The 22,365-nt window shown below is 61.2% G+C and carries 14 protein-coding genes and 1 tRNA gene; 11 read left to right on the top strand and 4 right to left on the bottom strand.

What is annotated here, in order from left to right; all coding sequences use genetic code 11:
- Window positions 1-30: 30 nt before the first annotated feature.
- A complete protein-coding gene (mapR, locus tag BWR59_RS04230; protein ID WP_081564374.1) occupies window positions 31-1,482 on the bottom strand; it encodes a GntR family transcriptional regulator MpaR in 1,452 nt (483 codons plus the stop codon).
- 168 nt (window positions 1,483-1,650) lie between these two features.
- Window positions 1,651-1,899 carry a DUF3203 family protein gene (locus BWR59_RS04225; RefSeq protein WP_081564373.1) on the bottom strand — a complete coding sequence of 83 codons (249 nt, stop codon included), beginning with the start codon at window positions 1,897-1,899 and terminating at the stop codon, window positions 1,651-1,653.
- A gap of 152 nt (window positions 1,900-2,051) precedes the next feature.
- Here BWR59_RS04225 and BWR59_RS04220 point away from each other — a divergent pair, with 152 nt between their 5' ends.
- Complete coding sequence (locus tag BWR59_RS04220) at window positions 2,052-2,600, top strand: MgtC/SapB family protein (RefSeq protein ID WP_081564372.1); 549 nt, start codon at window positions 2,052-2,054, stop codon at window positions 2,598-2,600.
- 55 nt (window positions 2,601-2,655) lie between these two features.
- Here BWR59_RS04220 and BWR59_RS32335 read toward each other — a convergent pair whose 3' ends face one another.
- Window positions 2,656-2,832 carry a hypothetical protein gene (locus tag BWR59_RS32335; RefSeq protein ID WP_168184446.1) on the bottom strand — a complete coding sequence of 59 codons (177 nt, stop codon included), beginning with the start codon at window positions 2,830-2,832 and terminating at the stop codon, window positions 2,656-2,658.
- 323 nt (window positions 2,833-3,155) lie between these two features.
- Between BWR59_RS32335 and BWR59_RS04215 the strand changes: the two genes are divergently transcribed.
- Genes BWR59_RS04215 through glgB form a run of 3 tightly spaced genes read left to right on the top strand, consistent with a single transcriptional unit; the run spans window position 3,156 to window position 10,764 of the window.
- On the top strand, window positions 3,156-5,192 hold the full coding sequence (locus BWR59_RS04215) for an alpha-1,4-glucan--maltose-1-phosphate maltosyltransferase (RefSeq protein ID WP_081564371.1): 2,037 nt from the start codon (window positions 3,156-3,158) through the stop codon (window positions 5,190-5,192).
- Between the two features lie 17 nt (window positions 5,193-5,209).
- The gene (gene treS, locus BWR59_RS04210) at window positions 5,210-8,530 is read left to right on the top strand and encodes a maltose alpha-D-glucosyltransferase (protein WP_081564370.1); all 3,321 of its coding nucleotides are present in this window, start codon (window positions 5,210-5,212) and stop codon (window positions 8,528-8,530) included.
- A gap of 2 nt (window positions 8,531-8,532) precedes the next feature.
- The gene (gene glgB, locus BWR59_RS04205) at window positions 8,533-10,764 is read left to right on the top strand and encodes a 1,4-alpha-glucan branching protein GlgB (RefSeq protein WP_143490757.1); all 2,232 of its coding nucleotides are present in this window, start codon (window positions 8,533-8,535) and stop codon (window positions 10,762-10,764) included.
- A gap of 1,127 nt (window positions 10,765-11,891) precedes the next feature.
- On the opposite strand, the gene BWR59_RS32330 is transcribed toward glgB, so the two are convergent.
- Complete coding sequence (locus tag BWR59_RS32330; protein WP_168184445.1) at window positions 11,892-12,029, bottom strand: hypothetical protein; 138 nt, start codon at window positions 12,027-12,029, stop codon at window positions 11,892-11,894.
- 878 nt (window positions 12,030-12,907) lie between these two features.
- Here BWR59_RS32330 and fdnG point away from each other — a divergent pair.
- The 7 genes from fdnG (at window position 12,908) to BWR59_RS04165 (ending at window position 22,133) form a co-directional block, all read left to right on the top strand.
- Entirely contained in the window at window positions 12,908-15,973 is a 3,066-nt protein-coding gene (fdnG, locus tag BWR59_RS04195) for a formate dehydrogenase-N subunit alpha (protein ID WP_143490756.1), read from the top strand.
- Window positions 15,973-16,926 (top strand): formate dehydrogenase subunit beta, encoded by a 954-nt coding sequence (gene fdxH / locus BWR59_RS04190; RefSeq protein WP_081564366.1) that lies wholly within the window; start codon window positions 15,973-15,975, stop codon window positions 16,924-16,926. Before fdnG ends, fdxH begins: the two co-directional genes overlap by 1 nt.
- On the top strand, window positions 16,923-17,603 hold the full coding sequence (locus tag BWR59_RS04185) for a formate dehydrogenase subunit gamma (protein WP_081564365.1): 681 nt from the start codon (window positions 16,923-16,925) through the stop codon (window positions 17,601-17,603). Before fdxH ends, BWR59_RS04185 begins: the two co-directional genes overlap by 4 nt.
- A 4-nt stretch (window positions 17,604-17,607) precedes the next feature.
- The gene (gene fdhE / locus BWR59_RS04180) at window positions 17,608-18,540 is read left to right on the top strand and encodes a formate dehydrogenase accessory protein FdhE (RefSeq protein ID WP_143490755.1); all 933 of its coding nucleotides are present in this window, start codon (window positions 17,608-17,610) and stop codon (window positions 18,538-18,540) included.
- A gap of 130 nt (window positions 18,541-18,670) precedes the next feature.
- Window positions 18,671-20,101 (top strand): L-seryl-tRNA(Sec) selenium transferase, encoded by a 1,431-nt coding sequence (gene selA, locus BWR59_RS04175; RefSeq protein ID WP_081564363.1) that lies wholly within the window; start codon window positions 18,671-18,673, stop codon window positions 20,099-20,101.
- Window positions 20,098-22,029 (top strand): selenocysteine-specific translation elongation factor, encoded by a 1,932-nt coding sequence (selB, locus tag BWR59_RS04170; protein WP_081564497.1) that lies wholly within the window; start codon window positions 20,098-20,100, stop codon window positions 22,027-22,029. The genes selA and selB overlap by 4 nt, the downstream gene beginning before the upstream one ends.
- Window positions 22,030-22,037: 8 nt before the next feature.
- Window positions 22,038-22,133, top strand: a tRNA-Sec gene (locus BWR59_RS04165).
- Window positions 22,134-22,365 lie beyond the last annotated feature (232 nt).

Below are 22,365 nucleotides of genomic sequence, written 5' to 3'. Positions count from 1 at the left end.
CAGGGTTGTCGACCAGTGCGAATGGAGGGATCACCCCACCATCATCGAGCGAATGATCTTGCCCAAGGTCTCCATCGCCCGCTCTGATGTCTCACTCCAGGGGCTGCCGTAGTTCAGGCGAATGCAATTCTTGAAGCGGCGGGTCGGGGAGAATATCGGGCCCGGGGCGATGCTGATGCCTTGAGCCAACGCCACCTGGAACACCTTTAACGAATCGATCTGTTCCGGCAATTCCAGCCAGAGAAAATACCCGCCCGAGGGCTGGCTGACCCGGGTCTGCGCCGGGAAATAGCGCGCCACTGCGCCGAGCATGGCCCGCAGTTGATCTTCCAGGCTGTTACGCAGTTTGCGCAGATGCCGGTCGTAACCACCGTGCTGCAGATAATCGGCGATGGCCGCCTGCGCAGGCATCGAGGCGCAGAGCGAGGTCATCAGTTTCAGCCGCTCGACCTTCTGCGCATATCGCCCGGCGGCGACCCAGCCCACGCGGTACCCCGGCGCCAGGCTCTTGGCGAACGAGCCGCAATGCAGCACCAGCCCTTCGGTGTCGAAGGCTTTTGCCGGCTTCGGCGCGTGTTGGCCGTAATACAACTCGGCGTAGACGTCATCCTCGATCAACGGCACTTCATGTTCACGCAGCAATCCCACCAGTTCTCGCTTGCGCGATTCCGAGACTGTCGCCCCGGTAGGGTTCTGAAAGCTGGTCATGCTCCAGCAAGCCTTGATCGGGTAGCGTTCCAGCGTCTGTTCCAGCACGTTCAGGTCGATGCCGGTTTGCGGATGGACCGGAATTTCCACGGCCTTGAGCTTCAAGCGTTCCAGCACTTGCAGGCAGGCATAGAACGCAGGGGCTTCGATGGCCACCAGATCGCCCGGTTCGGTGACGGCCTGCAAACAGAGGTTCAGCGCTTCGAGGGCGCCGTTGGTAATCAGCAGTTCCTCCATGGGCAGCATTTGACCCGCGACCATGTAGCGCAGCGCGATTTGCCGGCGCAGGGTCGGGTTGCCGGGGGAAAGGTCGCTGACCACCATGCTCGGGTCCATGTCACGTGTGGCACTGGCCAGTGAGCGGGCAAGGCGTTGCAGAGGGAACAGACCGGCACTGGGAAAGGCTGAGCCGAAGGGAACCGTGTTCGGGTCCTTGATCGACTCCAGGACCGAAAACACCAACTCGCTGACATCGACTTCGGTGGTTTCGCTGACCTGCGCTTCCAGGGTTGGCTCAAGCACCGGTGGAAGCTCGAAACGCTGGGCGGCAAAGGTTTCGTTGACCAGGCTGTCGTTGACGAAGTAGCCGGAACGCGGGCGGGCGCGGATCAAACCCCGCCGCTCCAACAGGTAATACGCCTGAAACACCGTCGACGGGCTGATGCCGTGAGTCTGGCTGGCATAACGCACCGAAGGCACGCGCTGACCGGCAGCGAGCACGCCGGACCGGATAAGCTCGGCAATGTCGTCGGCAAACTTTTCATAACGCTTCATCGATAACCCGCAACCAGGGACTGAAGATTCCGGTGCAGGGGCAGCCGTGAATCCGGGATGACCGGACTATGCTCGCCAATGCCGTTTCAGTACAGGGGCAGATTTTCCGATAAACAGCGGATCAGATGAGTTCCCGGGCATCTATGGCGTCTGGTTATGTTAAGAGAATCATATGACCGGCGAATCCTCTCCCGGCTCGACGCCAATCGTGTGGTGCCTGAGGTCCTTGGCCTTGTACACGGTCAGCGCATCGGCCTCGGCCTCGGTAATCGGCACCTTTTTGCCGCCGATATCGGCTTGCGACATATGGGTGGCGTCGTTGGTGGTGATCACCACGTCGATCACCGCGCTGCGGTAGGTAGTCCCGTCTACCACGGCCGCGCAGTGCTGGTTGCTGCTGTCGAATTCGAGAGGCATGGTCGTACTCCTTCACGGACTGTTGAAGGTACGACTGCCGGACTCATCCAATCGTTTCCGGCTTCCGACAGAGGGGCGCAGCACTCTGGGCAAGCGGCGCGGTCCATTGGTGAACGTGCCCGCAAAGAGGCTCGTAGCCTAAGGAATTACCCATGAACGCTTGGTGGCAAGAGGTCGTCGAGACCCTTCGCACAGAATTTTCCGACATCACCGATGCCGCGCAACTGACCCGCGTCACCGTGCGTCTGGTGATCGCCGCGGTACTCGGTGGGATCCTCGGTTTCGAGCGTGAACATAAGGGCAAGGCGGCCGGGGTGCGAACGCACATGCTGGTATGCATGGGTGCGGCGTTATTCGTGCTGGTACCGCGGCTGGCAGGTGCCGACGATCAGGCTCTGAGCCGGGTCGTGCAGGGCATCGTCGCGGGGATCGGCTTTCTCGGCGCGGGCACCATCCTCAAAGGCGACAAGCTCAATACCCATCAAGTGAAAGGGCTGACCACGGCGGCGGGATTGTGGATGACCGCCGCCATCGGCATCGCAGCCGGCAGCGGCCGGGAAATGACCGCTGTACTGAGCACGATCCTGGCGCTGGGCATCTTTAGCCTCATGCCGATGATCGTCGAACGCTTCGACACACCACAGGAAGAAAAGGACAAAGACCCCAAGCGCAGGGACGGTGGGGATTCGCACCAACCCTGAGCACGCCGGAGCGCGCCCAGTTCAATTCAAGCCAGGAGTCACCAGAAGCCAGGTGTCACTCTGGAAAATCCTCACCCAGAATTGCAGGCGGCTCCGTGCTTGGCGGATCGCCCTTGGGCGGCTCGATCACCGGTGGCATGGTGGGGGGAGGCGGTTCTTCGGGCTTTGGAACCGGCAGTTCGGGGTCGTCGATATTCGGATCGGGTGTTTCTGCGGGAATGGGAATGTTCATTGCTTCACCTTCCTTCAGCGCAGGCTGGAACAGGCAGGAATACCGGATTTTCAACGCGCTCGCAGGGTTCGACAGCACGTCTGTTTGAATGATTCAGCGCATTTTCAACGCGCTTGTTCACGGTGGAGCTACGCTGGCAACGGATCGATTTTTTTGCACCACAAGCTCTTTGAACTTTTCCCCAAGGCTGGCGTTCGGAACCTATGCGGCCACGTCGGGATGTGTTCTGCCCCGCGGGTACGCCCTTATTCGTTTATGGATGAAATGCCGATGGAATGGACTCTTAACACGGAGCGTCCCTGGGGCGTGAGGAGTGATGCTCGATGAATGTGACTGCTGATCAGCCATACGGCCCGGATTCCCTGGCCACCGATGTACCGCACCCAACCCAGCCTTTATCCCTGACTCAGGCCCTGCAGCTGCCGCGTATCGTGATCGAGGATACCCAGCCGGTGCTTGAGTCCGGCCAGCTTGCGGCCAAGGCCATCATCGGCCAGCCCGTGACCGTCACCAGCAAGGTGTTCGCCGACGGCCACGACAAGATGGCGGTGCGCATTCGTTACCGCGCCGCCGATGAGCACCAATGGCTTAGCGCGCCGATGCGCGATCTGGGCAATGACAGCTGGATCGGCGAATTCACCCCGACCAAGGTCAGCCGCTACCTGTTCCGGCTGGAGGCGTGGATCGACCAGTTCGCCAGTTATCGTTATGAACTGGAGAAGAAATACGCCGCCGGTGTGCCTATCGGTCTGGAACTGGAAGAAGGGCGCTTGCATCTGGTTCACGCTTCCGAGCGCAGCCAACACGAGCTGCGCGGCCAGATCGACAGCCTGTTGCAGCGCCTGGGTGAAAATACCGAGCACGAAGCGCAAGTGGCATTGCTGCTGCACAGCGAAACCGCGTCGATCATGGCGCAAGCGGATAATCTTGCCTTCCTCAGCCGCAGCCTGGAATTCCCGCTGGATGTCGAGCGCCAGCTTGCCCAATTCGCCAGTTGGTACGAGCTGTTTCCGCGCTCGATCACCGATGACAAGAACCGCCACGGCACCTTTAACGACGTCCATAGTCGCCTGCCGATGATTCGTGACATGGGCTTTGACGTCCTGTACTTCCCGCCGATTCACCCGATCGGTCGCGCGCACCGCAAGGGCCCGAACAATTCGTTGCAGGCCGGTCCTGACGATCCGGGCAGTCCGTATGCCATCGGCAGTGCCGAAGGCGGGCATGAGGCGATTCACCCGCAGCTGGGCACCCGCGAAGACTTCCGCAATCTGGTGGCGGCTGCCGCCGAGCACGGCCTGGAAATCGCTCTGGATTTCGCCATTCAGTGCTCCCAGGACCACCTGTGGCTCAAGGAACATCCGGGCTGGTTCTCCTGGCGTCCCGACGGCACGATTCGCTATGCGGAAAACCCGCCTAAGAAGTACCAGGACATCGTTAACGTCGACTTCTACGCGCCGGACGCCATTCCGAGTCTGTGGCTTGAGTTGCGCGACGTGGTATTGGGTTGGGTGGAAGAGGGCGTGAAGATCTTCCGTGTCGACAACCCGCACACTAAACCGCTGCCGTTCTGGCAATGGATGATCGCCGACATCCGCGCCCAGCATCCGGACGTGATGTTCCTTGCCGAGGCCTTCACCAAACCCGCGATGATGGCGCGTCTGGGCAAGGTCGGTTATTCCCAGAGCTATACCTATTTCACCTGGCGCAACACCAAGGCCGAGCTTGCCGAGTACTTCACTCAGCTCAACCAGTCGCCGTGGCGCGAGTGCTACCGGCCGAATTTCTTCGTCAATACGCCGGATATCAATCCGCATTTTCTGCATGACTCCGGTCGCGCGGGCTTCTTGATTCGAGCGGCGCTGGCGACCATGGGCTCTGGCCTGTGGGGCATGTATTCGGGGTTCGAGCTGTGTGAATCGGCGCCTGTGCCGGGCAAAGAGGAGTATCTGGATTCCGAGAAATACGAAATCCGGCCTCGGGACTTCACCCAGCCGGGCAACATCATCGCCGAGATCGCTCAGCTCAACCGTATTCGCCGGCAGAACCCGGCCTTGCAAACCCACTTGGGCCTGCGCATCTACAACGCCTGGAACGACAACATTCTGTACTTCGGTAAGCGCAGCGCGGACGGCAGTAACTTCGTATTGGTCGCCGTGAGCCTCGATCCGCACAACCCTCAGGAAGCGAATTTCGAACTGCCACTCTGGGAGATGGGCCTGGCCGATGACGCCGCCACATTGGGCGAGGATTTGATGACCGGCCACAGCTGGACCTGGTACGGCAAGACGCAGTTCATGCGCATCGACCCCTCCTATCAGCCATTCGGCATCTGGCGAATCAGAACCACAAACTCATAATTCAAAAGGATGTGGTCATGGCCAAGAAACCTCGTAACGCTGCCTTTATCGACGACCCGCTCTGGTACAAGGATGCGGTGATTTACCAGGTTCATGTGAAGTCGTATTTCGATTCCAACGACGACGGGATCGGCGACTTTCCCGGCCTGATCGCCAAGCTCGACTACATCGCTGCGCTGGGCGTCAACACCATCTGGTTGTTGCCGTTCTATCCGTCGCCACGGCGCGACGACGGCTATGACATCGCTGATTATCGGGGCATTCATACCGATTACGGCACCATGGCCGACGCGAAGAAGTTCATCGCCGAAGCCCATAAACGCGGGTTGCGGGTGATTACCGAGCTGGTCATTAACCACACCTCGGATCAACACCCCTGGTTTCAGCGCGCGCGGCACGCGAAGAAGGGCTCCAAGGCGCGGGATTTCTACGTCTGGTCCGATGACGACCAGAAATACGATGGCACGCGAATCATCTTTCTCGACACCGAGAAGTCCAACTGGACCTGGGACCCGGTGGCCGGCCAGTATTTCTGGCACCGGTTCTATTCGCACCAGCCGGACCTGAACTTCGACAACCCGCAGGTGATGAAGGCGGTGCTCGAAGTCATGCGTTACTGGCTGGACATGGGCATTGACGGCCTGCGTCTGGACGCCATTCCCTACCTGATCGAGCGCGACGACACCAACAACGAGAACCTTCAGGAAACCCACGACGTCCTGAAGAAGATCCGTGCCGAGATCGACGCCAACTATCCCGACCGCATGCTCCTGGCCGAAGCCAATCAATGGCCGGAGGACACCCAGCTGTATTTTGGCGATCGCAAGGGCAAGGACGGCGACGAATGCCACATGGCCTTCCACTTCCCGCTGATGCCGCGCATGTACATGGCGGTGGCGCAGGAGGACCGCTTTCCGATCACTGACATTCTGCGCCAGACCCCGGAAATTCCGGAAAACTGCCAATGGGCGATTTTCCTGCGCAATCACGATGAGCTGACCCTGGAAATGGTCACCGACCGTGAGCGCGACTATTTGTGGAACTACTACGCCTCAGACCGCCGCGCGCGGATCAATCTGGGTATTCGCCGTCGTCTGGCCCCGCTACTGGAGCGCGACCGCCGCCGCGTAGAACTCCTCAACAGCATGTTGTTGTCCATGCCAGGTACGCCGACGTTGTATTACGGTGACGAAATCGGCATGGGTGACAACATTTATCTCGGCGACCGCGACGGGGTGCGCACGCCCATGCAATGGTCCATCGACCGCAACGGCGGGTTTTCCCGGGCCAACCCGGCGAGCCTGGTGTTGCCGCCGATCATGGACCCGCTGTACGGCTATCAGTCGGTCAACGTCGAAGCTCAGGACCACGACCCGCACTCGCTGCTCAACTGGACCCGTCGCATGCTCGCGGTGCGCAAGCAGCAGAAGGCCTTCGGCCGTGGCACGCTGAACATGTTGTCGCCGAGCAACCGGCGGATTCTGGCCTATACCCGCGAGTACACCGGTCCTGACGGCAAGACTGAAATCATCCTGTGTGTCGCCAATGTTTCGGCGGCCTCCCAGGCTGCTGAACTGGAGCTTTCCCATTACGCCGGTACCGTGCCGGTGGAGATGCTCGGCGGCAGCGCCTTCCCACCTATCGGCCAGCTCAATTACCTGCTGACGTTGCCGCCTTATGGCTTCTACTGGTTTCTGCTGGCCTCGGAGAATCAAATGCCCAGCTGGCACGTCGAACCGGCCCAGAGCCTGCCGGACTTCCCAACCCTTGTCCTCAAACAACGCCTTGAAGAGCTGCTCGATGAACCCTTGCGCCAGACCATGGAGCAGGACTCGCTGGCGGCGTATCTGCCGAAGCGCCGCTGGTTCGCCGGTAAAGGCAAAGCCCTGGACAAGGTACACATCGCGTATGCCGTGCGTTTCGGGACTACTGTGCGACCGGTATTGTTGAGCGAAATCGAAGTGACGTCGGGTGACGAAGTGGTGCGGTATCAGCTGCCGTTCGGCCTGTTGCCGGAAGATGACATCAGCAGCCCGCTGCCGCAGCAACTCGCGCTGGCCCGCGTGCGACGTGGCCGTCAGGTCGGGCTGATCACCGACGCCTTTACCCTTGAGCCATTCATTCGCGCGGTGATCAAGGGCATGCAGGACCAAAGCGTGCTGCCGACCCACGACGGCGAGCTGAGGTTTCAGCAGACCTCGAAGCTGGCACCGTTGGGACTGAACGACGAATCCGAGGTGCGCTACCTGTCCGCCGAACAGTCCAATAGCTCGGTGGTGATCGGCAAGAGTGTGGTGTTGAAGATGATTCGCCGGGTCGCGGCAGGTACGCACCCTGAGCTGGAAATGGGCGCATACCTGACCGAAGCCGGCTATCAGCACATATCGCCGCTGCTTGGCGCTGTGGTGCGGGTCGACAACGAGGGCGAAAGCAACCTGCTAATGATCGCTCAGGGGTATCTGAGCAATCAGGGCGATGCCTGGGAGTGGACCCAGAACAACCTGGAACGCGCGGTGCGCGACGAGATGGCCCACGGTCACTCGGATCTCGAACAGCACGCCAACGCACTGCTGGAACTCAAGGATTTCGCCGCTCTGTTGGGCCAGCGTCTGGGTGAGATGCACGTGGTCCTCAGTGCCCCGACCGACAATCCGGACTTCAAGACCGAGGTCACCAGCGTCAAGGACAGCCAGGCATCGGCCAAAAGCGTGGCGGCGCAAGTCGAGCGCGCGCTCGATTTGCTGGAACACCATCGCGATACCCTGGAACCGGGCGATCAGCAACTGGTCAGTGAACTGCTGAGCAAACGCAAACCGCTGCTGGCTCAGGTGCAAACCCTGGCCAAACAGTCGGTGGGTGGCCTGCGCATGCGGGTGCACGGTGACTTGCACCTGGGTCAGATGCTGGTGGTCAAGGGCGATGCGTATCTGATCGACTTTGAAGGGGAACCGGCGCGCCCGTTACAGGAACGACGGGCCAAATACAGCCCGTTCAAGGATGTCAGCGGCGTGTTGCGATCTTTCGACTACGCTGCCGCCATGGCAATGCGCAATGCTCAAGCGGCAGACACCTCACCCGAGGCTGCTGCTGCGCGCGAACACGTTGCCGAAACCTATTTGAAACAGGCGCGGGAAGCGTTTCTCAAGGGCTACGCCACAGCCACCAAAGACGTTGCCCACGCCTGGAAAGATGCTAAGGGGGAGGCCGCTGCACTGGCGTTGTTCACCCTGGAAAAAGCCGCTTATGAAGTGGCCTACGAGGCCGAGAATCGGCCGACCTGGTTGTCGGTTCCGCTTCAAGGCTTGCGCGGGCTGTTGAACTTGTCTGATGGAGAATGAAAATGAGTGCGTCTGACCAATTCGGCGAAGGCAACCACAAGTTGTTGCCCAGTGCCGGCGATATGGACGCGTTGATCCGCGCCGAACACCGTGACCCGTTCTCCATGCTTGGCCCTCACAGCGACGGCAAGGACGGGCAGGTAATCCGCGCCTATCTGCCCAATGCGCTGAGTGTGCGCGTGCTGTCTCGAGACGGCGAGCGTGATCTGGGTGAACTGACGATGAGTGACAAGCCCGGTTTCTTTGCCGGGCATTTTCCGGTGCGCGAACCGTACCTGCTGAAAATCAACTGGGCGACCGGCGAGCAGATCACTGAAGACCCCTACAGCTTCGGTCAGTTGCTCGGTGAAATGGACCTCTACCTGTTCGCCGAGGGTAATCACCGCGACCTGAGCAGCGCCTTGGGCGCGCAGGTGAAAACCGTCGATGGTGTCGAGGGTGTGCGGTTTTCAGTCTGGGCACCGAATGCCCGACGCGTCTCGGTCGTGGGCGATTTCAATAGCTGGGACGGCCGTCGTCATCCGATGCGCGTGCGTTACCCGTCCGGGGTGTGGGAGATTTTCATCCCACGCATCGGCCCCGGCGAAGCCTACAAATACGAGATTCTCGGTCAGCATGGCGTCTTGCCGCTGAAGGCCGACCCCATGGCTCTGGCGACCAAACTGCCGCCCGACACAGCCTCCAAGGTCGCAGCGCCCCTGAGCTTTGCATGGCAGGACAATGACTGGATGCAGTCCCGCGGCGAAAAGCAGGACGTGCACAAGCCGATCTCGATCTACGAACTGCATGCAGGCTCGTGGAAATGGCACCACGGCGGCGAAGACGAGCCCGATCGCCCGTTCAACTGGCACGAACTGGCGGATCACCTGATTCCGTACATCAAGGATCTAGGTTTCACCCACATCGAACTGATGCCGATCATGGAGCACCCCTTCGGCGGCTCCTGGGGCTATCAACTGCTGTCGCAGTTCGCACCGAGCGCGCGTTACGGCACGCCGGAAGACTTCGCAGCCTTCGTCAACGCCTGTCACCAGAACGACATCGGGGTGATTCTCGACTGGGTGCCTGCGCACTTTCCCACCGACACCCACGGGCTGGCGCAATTCGACGGCACCGCGCTGTATGAATACGGCAACCCGCAGGAAGGCTTTCACCAGGACTGGGACACGCTGATCTACAACCTGGGCCGCACCGAAGTCCACGGCTTCATGATTGCCTCGGGCCTGCATTGGCTGAAAAACTTCCACATCGATGGATTGCGCGTGGATGCCGTGGCATCGATGCTGTATCGCGACTACTCACGTAAAGCGGGGGAGTGGGTGCCGAACCGTTATGGTGGCCGGGAGAACCTGGAAGCCATCGACTTCCTGCGCCATCTCAACGATGTGGTCGCGCTGGAAGCTCCGGGGGCGTTGGTTATCGCTGAAGAGTCCACGGCATGGCCGGGTGTCAGTCAGCCAACGCAACAGGGTGGGTTGGGCTTTGCCTATAAGTGGAACATGGGCTGGATGCACGACACGCTGAAGTACATCGAGCAGGACCCGATTCATCGTCAGCATCACCATGACCGGCTGAGCTTCGGGCTGGTGTATGCATGGTCCGAGCGCTTTATCCTGCCGATTTCCCACGATGAAGTGGTGCATGGCAAACATTCGTTGATCGACAAGATGCCTGGCGACCGCTGGCAGAAGTTCGCCAACCTGCGGGCGTACCTGACGTTCATGTGGACTCACCCGGGCAAGAAGCTGCTGTTCATGGGCTGTGAGTTCGGGCAATGGCGCGAGTGGAACCACGACACTGAGCTGGACTGGCATTTCTTGCAGTATGCCGATCACAAGGGCGTGCACACGCTGGTGGGGGATCTGAACCGGTTGTATCGGTCGCAGAAGGCGCTGTACGAGCAGGATTGTCAGCCGCAGGGGTTCCAGTGGGTGATTGGCGATGATGCCGGGAACAGTGTTTATGCCTATCTGCGCTGGAGCAAGGAGGGTGAGCCGCTGTTGGTGGTCGCCAATCTGACGCCGGTGCCGCGTCATGGTTATCGCGTCGGCGTGCCGTTCAGTGGCAAGTGGGCCGAGCTGTTGAATTCGGATGCCGGGGTGTATGCGGGTTCGAATATCGGCAACGGCGGGGCGGTGGTGGCCGATGAGGTCAAGAGCCATGGGCAGGCGTTTTCGCTGGCGTTGAATCTGCCGCCGTTGGCGGTGGTGGTGTTCAAGCCTGTGGGTGAGTGATCAGAGTCGGTCGCGGTTTTCGGATCGCGTGCATATCCGGTATCTATGGTGGCGCTTATCTTCGTTCTGCCTAACGGCAGAAGCGTTCCGCCTTCGGCGGGTTACTTGAAAATCGGAATGCCGCACCACCACCAAGTAACCAAGTGTCTTCGCTCCCTGTCCGGCCCGACTTCGTCGGGTTCCCTCCCTCCGGCATTGCTCCGGGGGCAGGCCGCCGACCGGCCATCCCTGGCCGAACGGCGGCTAGCGCGACATCCCTGTCGCGCTGCCCCCTGCGCAATACCTGCGCTCGGCCTCCCAAAGTCGCAATTTGTGGCGTCTGAACCTTCGCGCGCTTAGAAGCAAGATCGAGATCGAGATCAAGATCAAGATGAGGATCAACAGCGAACGCAGTTCTCCGTCCTGACGCCGTTCCTGTGGGAGACGCCGGAGGTCACGACGGCAGCGAAGCGGTGTGTCAGATACCCAGGGTGCGCCTGACTCACCGCTTCGTCCGAATCGCGGCCCGGCCTGTCTCACAGCTCCACCTGCTCCCACAGGGTTCGGTGTGCAGCTGGAAATCTGGATACGCCACATAATAGCGGCGCGCCTTCCAGGGCTCTGGCTAACGCCAGACCTGTTCCGCCTTCGGCGGGTTACTTGATAACCCCAAGTAACCAAGGGTYCYGGCTCCCTGTCCGGCCCCTCCTTCGTCGGGGTWCCCTCGCTTCGGCATTGCTCCGGGGGCACGCCGCCGACCGGCCATCCCTGGCCGAACGGCGGCTAGCGCGACATCCATGTCGCGCTGCCCCCTACGCAATACCTGCGCTCGGCCTGCCAAAGTCGCAATTTGTGGCGTCTGAACCTTCGCGCGCTTAGAAGCAAGACCGAGATCGAGATCAAGATCAGGATCAGGATCAACAGCGAACGCAGTTCTCCGTCCTGACGCCGTTCCTGTGGGAGACGCCGGAGGTCACGACGGCAGCGAAGCGGTGTGTCAGATACCCAAGGTGCGCCTGACCCACCGCTATCGTGCGACCGCGGCCCGGGCTGTCGCACAGCTCCAGCAGCTCCCACAGGGTCAGGTGTCAGGTTGGAGATTTCGATTTGATCGTTCCCACGCTCCGCGTAGCGCATGACGCTCCGCGTCATTTTGGACGCAGAGCGTCCTTGACGGCATTCCCACGCGGAGCGTGGGAACGATCAGCACCCTTGTGGCCGTTGCCGTTGCCGTTGCCGTTGCCGTCGATGTTGATCTTGATCTTCGTACGCGAAAGTCCAGACACCACAAATCGCGACTTGGGTGCAGGCTGAACGCAGGCGGCGGGCCCACGGAGCGTCGCCGGAGTGAGGGAACCCGAGGAACGAGGGCCCAACCAGGAGCCAGGACACTTGGTTACTTGGTGTCTTTTCAAGTAACTCGCCGAAGGCGAAACAGCTCTGGCGTTAGCCAGAGCCGTATCAGCCGCGCCGCGATTACGTGGCGTATCCAGATTTCCAGGTGCACACGAAACCCTGTGTGAGACGCTGGAGCTTTGACAGCCCGGGCGGCGGTCGGACGATGGGGGTAGGTCAGGCGACTCTTCTGCAACTGATAAACCGCTATCGTCCGAATCGCGGCCCGTACCGTCGTGGCCTCCGGCGTCTCCCACAGGAAATGCGTCAAGACAGACAGCTGTGTTCGCTGTTGATCTTGATCTTGCTTCTATGTGCGCGTCAGTTCAGACGACACAAATCGCGACTTGGGTGCAGGCTGAACGCAGGCGTCGCTGCGTGGGCCGAGCGGCATGGATGCCGCGAGAGCCGCCTCCCGCCATGGATGGCGGATGGCGGCGGGCCCACGGAGCGTCGCCGAAGTGAGGGTACGGCGACGAAGGAGCCGCCAAACCAGGAGCAAGGACACTTGGTTACTTGGTGTCCTTTCAAGTAACTCGCCGAAGGCGAAATAGGTCTGGCGTTAGCCAGCCCATAACTAGCGTCACCACAAATAACGGATATACCCCCAACCCCCAGCGTCCGAGCGCCCAAGATCACCCCCCACAATTTCATGGCACCCCCGCCAATCTGAACTAAAGTTTCAAACGTCGGCGCAATACCCCGACACCGTGATCGAACAACCCTTGCGGCAACGTACCGCAAACATTCCCCTGATCAGGAGTGCACGATGGACCTCAACCGTCGGCAGTTCTTCAAGGTCGCCGCTATCGGCCTTGGAGGCTCGAGCCTGGCGGCGTTGGGCATGGCGCCAACGCCCGCTTTCGCCGAGCAGATACGCCACTTCAAGCTCGCCCACACCCATGAAACCCGCAACACCTGCCCGTATTGCTCGGTCGGCTGCGGCTTGATCATGTACAGCCAGGGCGATGCAGCCAAAAACGTGGCACAAAACATCATCCACATCGAAGGCGACGCCGACCACCCGGTCAACCGTGGCACCCTGTGCCCCAAAGGCGCGGGCCTTCTGGACTTCATCCACAGCCCGGGCCGCCTCAAATACCCGCAGATGCGCAAACCCGGCAGCAACGAATGGACCCGCATCTCCTGGGACGAAGCCCTCGACCGTGTCGCCGACCTGATGAAGGCCGACCGCGACGCCAACTTCATCGAGAAAAATGACAAGGGTCAGACCGTCAACCGCTGGCTGACCACAGGCTTCCTCGCGGCCTCGGCGGCATCCAACGAAGCCGGTTACATGACCCACAAAGTCATTCGCGCAACCGGCATGCTGGGGTTCGACAACCAAGCCCGTGTCTGACATGGCCCGACGGTGGCAAGTCTTGCCCCGACGTACGGCCGTGGAGCCATGACCAATACCTGGACCGATATCGCCAACGCGAATCTGATCCTGGTGATGGGCGGCAACGCAGCAGAAGCTCACCCTTGTGGTTTCAAGTGGGTGACCGAAGCCAAGGCGCACAATCAGGCGCGATTGATCGTGGTCGATCCACGGTTCACGCGGACTGCCTCTGTGGCCGACTATTACGCGCCGATTCGGACCGGCAGCGACATCGCCTTCATGGGCGGACTGATCAATTACCTGCTGACCAACGACAAGATCCAGCACGAGTACGTGCGCAATTACACCGACGTGTCGTTCATCGTCAAAGCCGGCTATGGATTTGAGGACGGGATCTTCAGTGGTTACGACGCCGCCAAGCGGGTCTACACCGACAAGTCCGGCTGGGGTTACGAACTGGGCGAGGACGGTTTCGCCAAGGTCGATCCGACCCTGCAGGACCCGCACTGCGTCTATCAGCTGATGAAACAGCACTACAGCCGCTACACCCCGGAAATCGCCAGCCTGACCTGCGGCATGCCACAGGACCGGATGATGAAGATCTGGGAAGAGATCGCCACCTGCTCGGTACCGGGCAAGACCATGACGATTCTCTACGCGCTGGGCTGGACGCAGCATTCCATCGGGTCGCAGATCATCCGCAGCGCGGCGATGGTGCAACTGCTGCTGGGTAACGTCGGCATGCCCGGTGGGGGGGTGAACGCCTTGCGCGGTCACTCCAATATTCAGGGCCTCACCGACCTTGGATTGCTGTCCAACGCGCTGCCGGGCTATCTGACGCTTGGCCTCGATTCGGAGCAGGACTACGACGCCTATATCACCAAGCGCACGCAGAAGCCGCTGCGTCCCGGTCAATTGTCGTACTGGCAGAACTACAGCAAGTTCCACGTCAGCCTGATGAAATCCTGGTACGGCGCCAACGCCACGGCCGAGAACAAGTGGGGTTATGACTGGCTGCCGAAACTGGACATTCCCAACTACGACATCCTGAAAATGTTCGACATGATGGGCAAGGGCCAGGTGAACGGCTACGTCTGCCAAGGCTTCAACCCTATCGCGGCATTGCCGGACAAGAACCGAGTGATGAAGGCGCTGGCCAAGCTGAAGTGGCTGGTGGTCATGGACCCGCTCGCCACCGAAACGTCCGAGTTCTGGCAGAAGGTCGGGCCCTATAACGACGTGGTCACGGAAAATATCCAGACGGAAGTCATTCGTCTGCCCACCACCTGCTTCGCCGAGGAGGATGGCTCGCTGGTCAATAGCAGCCGCTGGCTGCAGTGGCACTTCAAAGGCGCCGACGGGCCGGGTGAAGCGATCACCGACATTCGCATCATGAGCGAGCTGTTCCTGCGCCTGCGCAAGCGTTATCAGGAACAGGGCGGGGCGTTCCCCGATCCGTTGCTCAAACTCAGCTGGCCGTACAAAGTGCCGGAAGAACCGTCACCGGAAGAGATCGCCAAAGAGATCAACGGCGCCGCCACCATGGACTACACCGATCCTCTCGGCGCGGCGATCAAGGGCGGTTCGCAACTGACCGGCTTTGCCCAGCTCAAGGATGACGGCAGTACCGCTTCGGGTTGTTGGATCTTCTGCGGCAGCTGGACCGAGGCCGGCAACCAGATGGCGCGCCGGGACAACAGCGATCCGTACGACATGCACCAGCATCAAGGGTGGGCATGGGCCTGGCCGAGTAACCGACGGATTCTCTACAACCGCGCGTCTGCCGATACGCAAGGCAAACCCTGGGACCCGAAAAAACGCCTGATCTGGTGGAACGGCAAGGCCTGGACAGGGACCGATGTCCCGGATTTCGTGGTGACCTCGGCGCCGGAAGCAGGGATGAACCCGTTCATCATGAACCCCGAAGGCGTTGCCCGGTTCTTTGCCGTGGACAAGATGAACGAGGGGCCATTCCCGGAACACTACGAGCCGTTCGAGACGCCTATCGGCATCAACCCGCTGCACCCGAACAACAAGAATGCGACCAGCAACCCTGCAGGGCGCATTTTCGATTCGGTGTGGGACTCACTGGGTGTCGCCAAGGACTTCCCGTACGCAGGCACCAGCTACCGGCTGACCGAGCACTTCCACTACTGGAGCAAGCACTGCCGTCTGAACGCGATTGCTCAGCCTGAGCAGTTCGTCGAGATCGGCGAAGTGCTGGCGAAGGAGAAGGGCATTGCGGCGGGAGACCGGGTAAGGGTCAGCAGCAAGCGCGGCTTCATCGAGGCGGTCGCGGTGGTGACCAAGCGGATTCGTCCGCTGCAGGTCAACAATCAGGTGGTGCACCAGATCGGCATCCCGATCCATTGGGGCTTCACCGGCACCACACGCAACGGTTATCTGGCCAATACATTGGTGCCGTTCCTGGGCGACGGTAACTCGCAAACCCCGGAATCCAAGTCGTTCCTGGTGAACGTGGAGAAAATCTGATGGCCATTCAAGACATCACTGCGCGTTCCGCCACCACCACGGTGCCGTCCTCGGTCAGGCAGCTCGAAGAGGTCGCCAAACTGATCGACACCACCAAGTGCATTGGTTGCAAGGCCTGTCAGGTCGCGTGCTCGGAATGGAACGAGTTGCGCGACGAGGTAGGCCACAACCATGGCACCTACGACAACCCGCAAGACCTGAGCGCCGAAACCTGGACGCTGATGCGCTTCACCGAGCACGAGACCGCCGACAACAACCTTGAGTGGCTGATCCGCAAGGACGGCTGCATGCATTGCGCCGATCCGGGTTGCCTCAAGGCGTGTCCGAGCCCTGGCGCGATCATCAAGCACGCCAACGGCATCGTCGATTTCAACCAGGATCACTGCATCGGCTGCGGCTATTGCATCACCGGTTGCCCGTTCGACATTCCGCGCATCTCGCAGAAAGACCACAAGGCGTACAAATGTACTCTTTGCTCGGATCGGGTGTCGGTGGGGCTTGAACCGGCCTGCGTGAAAACCTGCCCGACGGGCGCCATTGTCTTCGGCACCAAGGAAGACATGAAGGTGCATGCGGCTGAACGGGTGGTTGACCTGAAGTCTCGCGGCTTCGACAACGCCGGGCTGTATGACCCTGCCGGGGTCGGTGGCACACACGTGATGTACGTACTGCACCATGCCGACGATCCGAAGCTGTATGCGGGCCTTCCGCAAAACCCCGAAATCAGCCCGTTGGTGGGGCTGTGGAAGGGCGTCAGCAAGCCGCTCGGCCTGTTGGCGATGGGCGTTGCGGTGCTGGCGGGGTTTTTCCATTACGTGCGCATCGGGCCGCAACGCGAAGAGGCGCAAGACGATCACACGCATGGCAAAGACCCGGATGTGCATGAGGTCGATCCTGCGGTACACGTCTACGATCCGACCAAGACGGGACCTGAAGGGGAGCAACGGCCATGAGCGACAACCGTGAACCCGGCAAGACCATCCTGCGTTACAACGCTAACGAGCGGACCAACCACTGGCTGGTGGCGATCCTGTTTTTCATGGCCGGTCTATCGGGCCTGGCGCTGTTTCACCCAGCGATGTTCTGGCTGACCAACCTGTTCGGCGGCGGCCCGTGGACGCGCATCCTGCACCCGTTCATGGGCGTGGCGATGTTCGTGTTTTTCTTCGGGCTGGTGATCCGTTTCTGGCGCGCCAACCTGTTCATCCCTAACGACAGGCTGTGGCTCAAACGCATCGACCGCGTCATGGTGAACTCGGAGGAGGGTGTGCCACCGATCGGTAAGTACAACCCCGGCCAGAAGCTACTGTTCTGGACGCTGCTGCTGTGCATGCTGGGCCTGTTATTGAGCGGGCTGGTGATCTGGCGTGCCTATTTCAGCGAGTATTTCGGCATCACCGTGATTCGCCTCGGCGCATTGGTGCACGCGCTGGCGGGATTTGTGCTGATCACCAGCATCATCGTGCACATCTATGCCGGTATCTGGATCAAGGGTTCGGTGGGCGCGATGCTGCATGGCTGGGTCAGCCGTCGTTGGGCGAAGAAGCATCATGAGCTGTGGTATCGCCAGATCGTCGACAAGGACGGCCGGCCCGATCAGGTGCCGCCTCGCATTACCAAGAAAGGATGACGCTTTGAGTCAGATTCTCGAACCTGAAGAAATCCAGGTGCAGGCGGGGGCCTTTTCGCTGCCGTTTCTGCATCAGCCACCGTCCAGCCTCTTCGCCTTGCGCGCTGATCGCCTTGAGCGGCTCGCCGAAGGCCACCCGCTGGCTGATTATCTTCGCTTGATCGCAGGCCTCTGTCGGGTGCAGCAGGATCTGCTCGATCACCCGCCAGGCGACTGGGTGCCGGATCAAGCGCGTCTGGACCCCTGCCTTCAGCATGGTTTGCCGCCCCTGGCCGCCGACAGTCTGGTGCGTGAAGCGCATTGGCAGGTGTATCTCGACGCGTTGCTGGAGCGCTTCACACCTTGCGCGCAAGACCACGTCAAGCAGGCACTGGCCCAGTTACGAGACGCCAGCGAAGGACAGCGCAAAGCCTGGGCGATTTCCTTGCTCAGCGGCCAATACGCGGGGCTGCCGGCCGCGCTGGTGCCGTTCCTGGGCGCAGCGTTGCAAGCGGCGTGGAGTCATTGGTTGTTGGCGCTCTCGTTCACAGATCTGAAACCCTGCGACAGCCTCGGGCAATGCCCGGCCTGTGGATCACCTGCCATGGCCGGGGTGATTCGCCATCGCGGCAAATACAACGGGCTGCGTTACCTGGTGTGTTCGCTGTGCGCCTGCGAATGGCATGTGGTGCGGGTCAAGTGCGTGTATTGCGAGCAGAGCAAGGGCTTGAAGTACCTGAGCCTGAATGACGACCGCGTGGCAGTAGACAAAGCGCCGCTGCGGGCTGAGGTGTGTCCGGGGTGCAACAGTTACTTGAAGCAGATCTACCTGGAATGCGATGCCGATGCCGAAGCGTTGTCGGCGGACCTCGCGAGCCTGACCCTGGACATGCGTCTGGATCTTGAAGGCATTCAGCGCCTGGCACCAAACCTGATGCTGGCGCCTGGGGGAGAGTGAGATCGGGGTCTACACTGGGTCTGCACACCGCTCTCGGCCAGCACCCGGCCTGCTGCAGGGGTAGTCAGGCCCATCTGTACCCACGGCCTGCGGCCTGAATAACAGAGATTTTCAGTGACGGAGTTCATGAATGCCCGCAAACCTCGCCTCGATTCCCCCGCGCTTACCCTCTGTCGACAGCCTGTTGCGTCATCCCGCCTGCCATCCCCTGATCGACCGCTATGGCCGCGACGCCGTACTTGCCACGGTGCGACAGTTGCTCGATGACGTACGCGATGACGCACGCCAGGGCCAGGTCAGCGCCGCAGAACTGAGCAGCGAGGTGCTGGCGGGCAGGGCGGCGGAACGTCTGGCGGCTCAGCACCAGAGCAAGGTGCGGCGGGTGTTCAACCTTACCGGCACCGTGCTGCACACCAATCTTGGCCGCGCCTTGCTGCCCGAAGAGGCGATCGAGGCGATTCAGACCGCCGCGCGCTATCCGCTGAATCTGGAGTTCGACTTGAGCAGTGGCAAACGTGGCGACCGCGACGATCTCATCGAAGGGCTGATCCGTGAACTGACGGGCGCCGAAGCCGTCACTGTGGTCAACAACAACGCTGCAGCGGTCCTGTTGGCGTTGAACAGCCTTGGCGCGCGTAAAGAAGGGATCATTTCCCGTGGCGAGCTGATCGAGATCGGCGGTGCCTTTCGCATCCCCGACATCATGGCCCGGGCTGGGGTCAAGCTGCACGAGATCGGCACCACCAACCGCACCCACGCCAAGGATTACGAGGCGGCGATCAACCCGTGCACCGGCCTGTTGATGCGCGTTCACACCAGCAATTACAGCATTCAGGGATTCACCACCAGCGTGCCGACCCAGGAGCTGGCACGCATCGCCCATCAACACGAATTGCCGCTGCTGGAGGATCTGGGCAGCGGCAGCTTGCTGGACCTGACTCGCTGGGGGCTGCCAGCCGAACCCACCGTGCGCCAGACACTCGTCGAAGGCGCCGATATCGTCACGTTCAGCGGCGACAAATTGCTCGGCGGGCCGCAAGCGGGGCTGATCGTCGGCAGCAAGGCGCTGATCGCGAAGATCAAGAAGAACCCGCTCAAACGCGCGCTGCGGGTCGACAAGCTGACCCTGGCTGCACTGGAAGCGGTGTTGAGCCTCTACCGCGATCCGGATCGCCTCGCTGAGCGCTTGCCCAGTCTGCGTCTGCTGACCCGGCCTCAAGGCGAAATCCTCGCTCAGGCAGAGCGCCTGCGGCCACTGATGGCCAGGCTTCTGGGCGAAAAATGGGGCGTGGCAGTCCAGCCGAGTCTGGGCATGATCGGCAGCGGCAGCCAGCCGGTGGCGCGCCTTCCCAGTGCCGCTTTGTGTTTACGACCGATCGTCTCAAAAAAACTCAGGGGCCGCCTGTTGCATGGTCTGGAGGCCGGTTTGCGCAGCCTGCCGATTCCGGTGTTGGGACGTATCGACGATGACGCGTTGTGGCTGGACCTGCGTCAGTTGGACGATGAACAACGCTGGGTCGCGCAATTGAACCAGCTGCAATGGGAGGGCGAGGCCGGGTGATTATCGGCACGGCGGGGCACATCGATCATGGCAAGACGGCGCTGCTGGAAGCCTTGACCGGTCAGGCGGGTGATCGTCGTCGCGAAGAGCGCGAGCGCGGGATCACCATCGATCTGGGTTATCTGTACGCGCCACTGACCGCCGATGCGCCGTTGACCGGTTTCATCGATGTACCGGGGCATGAACGCTTCATTCACAACATGCTCGCTGGCGCCCAAGGCATCGATCTGGTGCTGCTGGTGGTCGCTGCCGATGACGGGGTGATGCCGCAGACCCGCGAACACCTGGCGATTGTCGAGCTGCTGGGCATCCCGGAACTGCGGGTGGTGATCAGCAAGTGCGACCGGGTCGAGTCGGCGCGGATAGAACAGGTGCGCAAGCAGATTCGTCGCCTGCTGGAGCCCGGTCCCTACGCCGATGCGCAGATGTTCGAAGTGTCCAGCCACAGCGGCGAGGGCATCGATGAACTGCGCCAGGCCCTGTTACTCGCTCAGAACGAAGTGTTGGAGCGCAGTGACCGGGGCGGCTTTCGCCTGGATATCGACCGGGCGTTCAGTGTTTCCGGCGCGGGTATTGTCGTCACCGGGACTGCGTTGGCCGGGCAGGTGACCGTCGGCGACACTTTGCTGCTGGGGCAATCCGGTAAGCCGGTGCGTGTTCGGGGGCTGCACGCGCAGAACCAGACCGCGGCCCAGGCCTGGGTCGGCCAGCGAGTGGCGTTGAACCTGAGCGCGGAAAAACTGGCGCTGGAGCAGATTCATCGCGGCGACTGGCTGTTGGCCGAATGGCTGTTCGCGCCGACTCAACGCATCGATATCGATCTGAACCTGTTGAATGGCGAAACCCGCAACTTCGAACACTTCAGCCCGGTCCATGTTCACATCGGCACTCAGGATGTCACCGCTCGCGTGGCCTTGCTCGAAGGCAGCAGCCTGGCGCCGGGCAAGCGCATGTTCGCCCAGCTTTTGCTCAACGCCCCGATTCACGCGGTGCATGGGGATCGATTGGTGTTACGCGATCAGAGCGCGCAGCGCACGTTGGGCGGCGGCCGGGTGCTGGACCCATTTGCACCGTCCCGCCAGCGCCGCAGCAGTGAGAGGCTGGCGCAGCTGCAGATCCTCGCGGGCGCCGACACGCTGGAGCAAGCGTTGCCCATGCTGATCGCCGAGAGTGAAACCGGGCTGGATCCGCAGCGTCTGGAGCAGCAATTCAATCGGCTGCGCGCGACCTGGCGCTTGCCTGCGGACATCCGCATCATTGCCACTCGCCAAGGGCAGTTGCTGTTCAGCGACGCTCGATGGCAGGCCCTGCAGCACACCCTGCTTGAGCATCTGGCGCGTTTTCACGAGCAGGAGCCCGATCAACTCGGCCCGGATCGTGACCGCCTCCGTCGATTCGCCTCCATGGCGCTGGAGCGACCGGCGTTCATTGCGCTGATCGATGAGTCACTGGCCAGCGGCGCCATCGCCAGCAGCGGGCCGTGGCTGCATCTGCCGGACCATCAGGTGCAGCTCAACGATGCCGATGGCGCCCTCTGGCTGCAGATTCGGCCACTGATAGAGCAGGCCAGTTTCGACCCGCCATGGGTGCGTGACCTCGCTGCCGCCACCGCTCATGAGGAAACGCAGGTGCGTTTGTTGCTGCGCAAACTGGCGCGCATCGGCCAGGCGCATCAGGTGATGCGGGATCTGTTTTATCTGGAGTCCACACTCGGAGAAATGGTGGCTATGCTGTTGCAACTGTCCGAGACTGACCCCGTGATTCAGGCGGCGGCGTTTCGTGACAGATTGGGTATCGGCCGCAAGCGCAGTATCCAGATCCTCGAGTTTTTCGACCGCATCGGTTTCACCCGGCGGATCGGCGATAAACGCCAGATCCGTGGGGACAACGCCTTGGCGCAGAAGCACAAAGGTGCCGATACGGTCTGATCGATCATGGAAGGCAATCGCGCCCGGTGGCGCGGCCGGGCTTCAAACCCGGTTGGGGACGGCAGCCGTTCCCGGGCAGGTTCGACTCCCGCTGCCTTCCGCCATTATCCACGTCACCACTGTGCCGTGTGGCAGTCCGGCTTGCCGGCGGTGCCGGCCTTGAGAACCTTTCACCGGCAAGCCGTGCGGCTGCAGACCAGACGAACGTAACCTCCCTGTAGTGAACCTGACACCGTTTGCACTGTCTGTTGACCACTGTGCGCGCAGCGCGTCGGGTCGTGCGGCCCCGGCTTGCAGTGGCGATTTTCGCGTGTTCAGGTGCCTTTTCCAGCAGTT

It is taken from the genome of Pseudomonas sp. Bc-h (assembly GCF_002080045.1).
Taxonomy (GTDB): Bacteria; Pseudomonadota; Gammaproteobacteria; order Pseudomonadales; family Pseudomonadaceae; genus Aquipseudomonas.
Note: the sequence above shows the minus strand (reverse complement) of the source record. Positions and strands in the feature narration are given on the sequence as shown.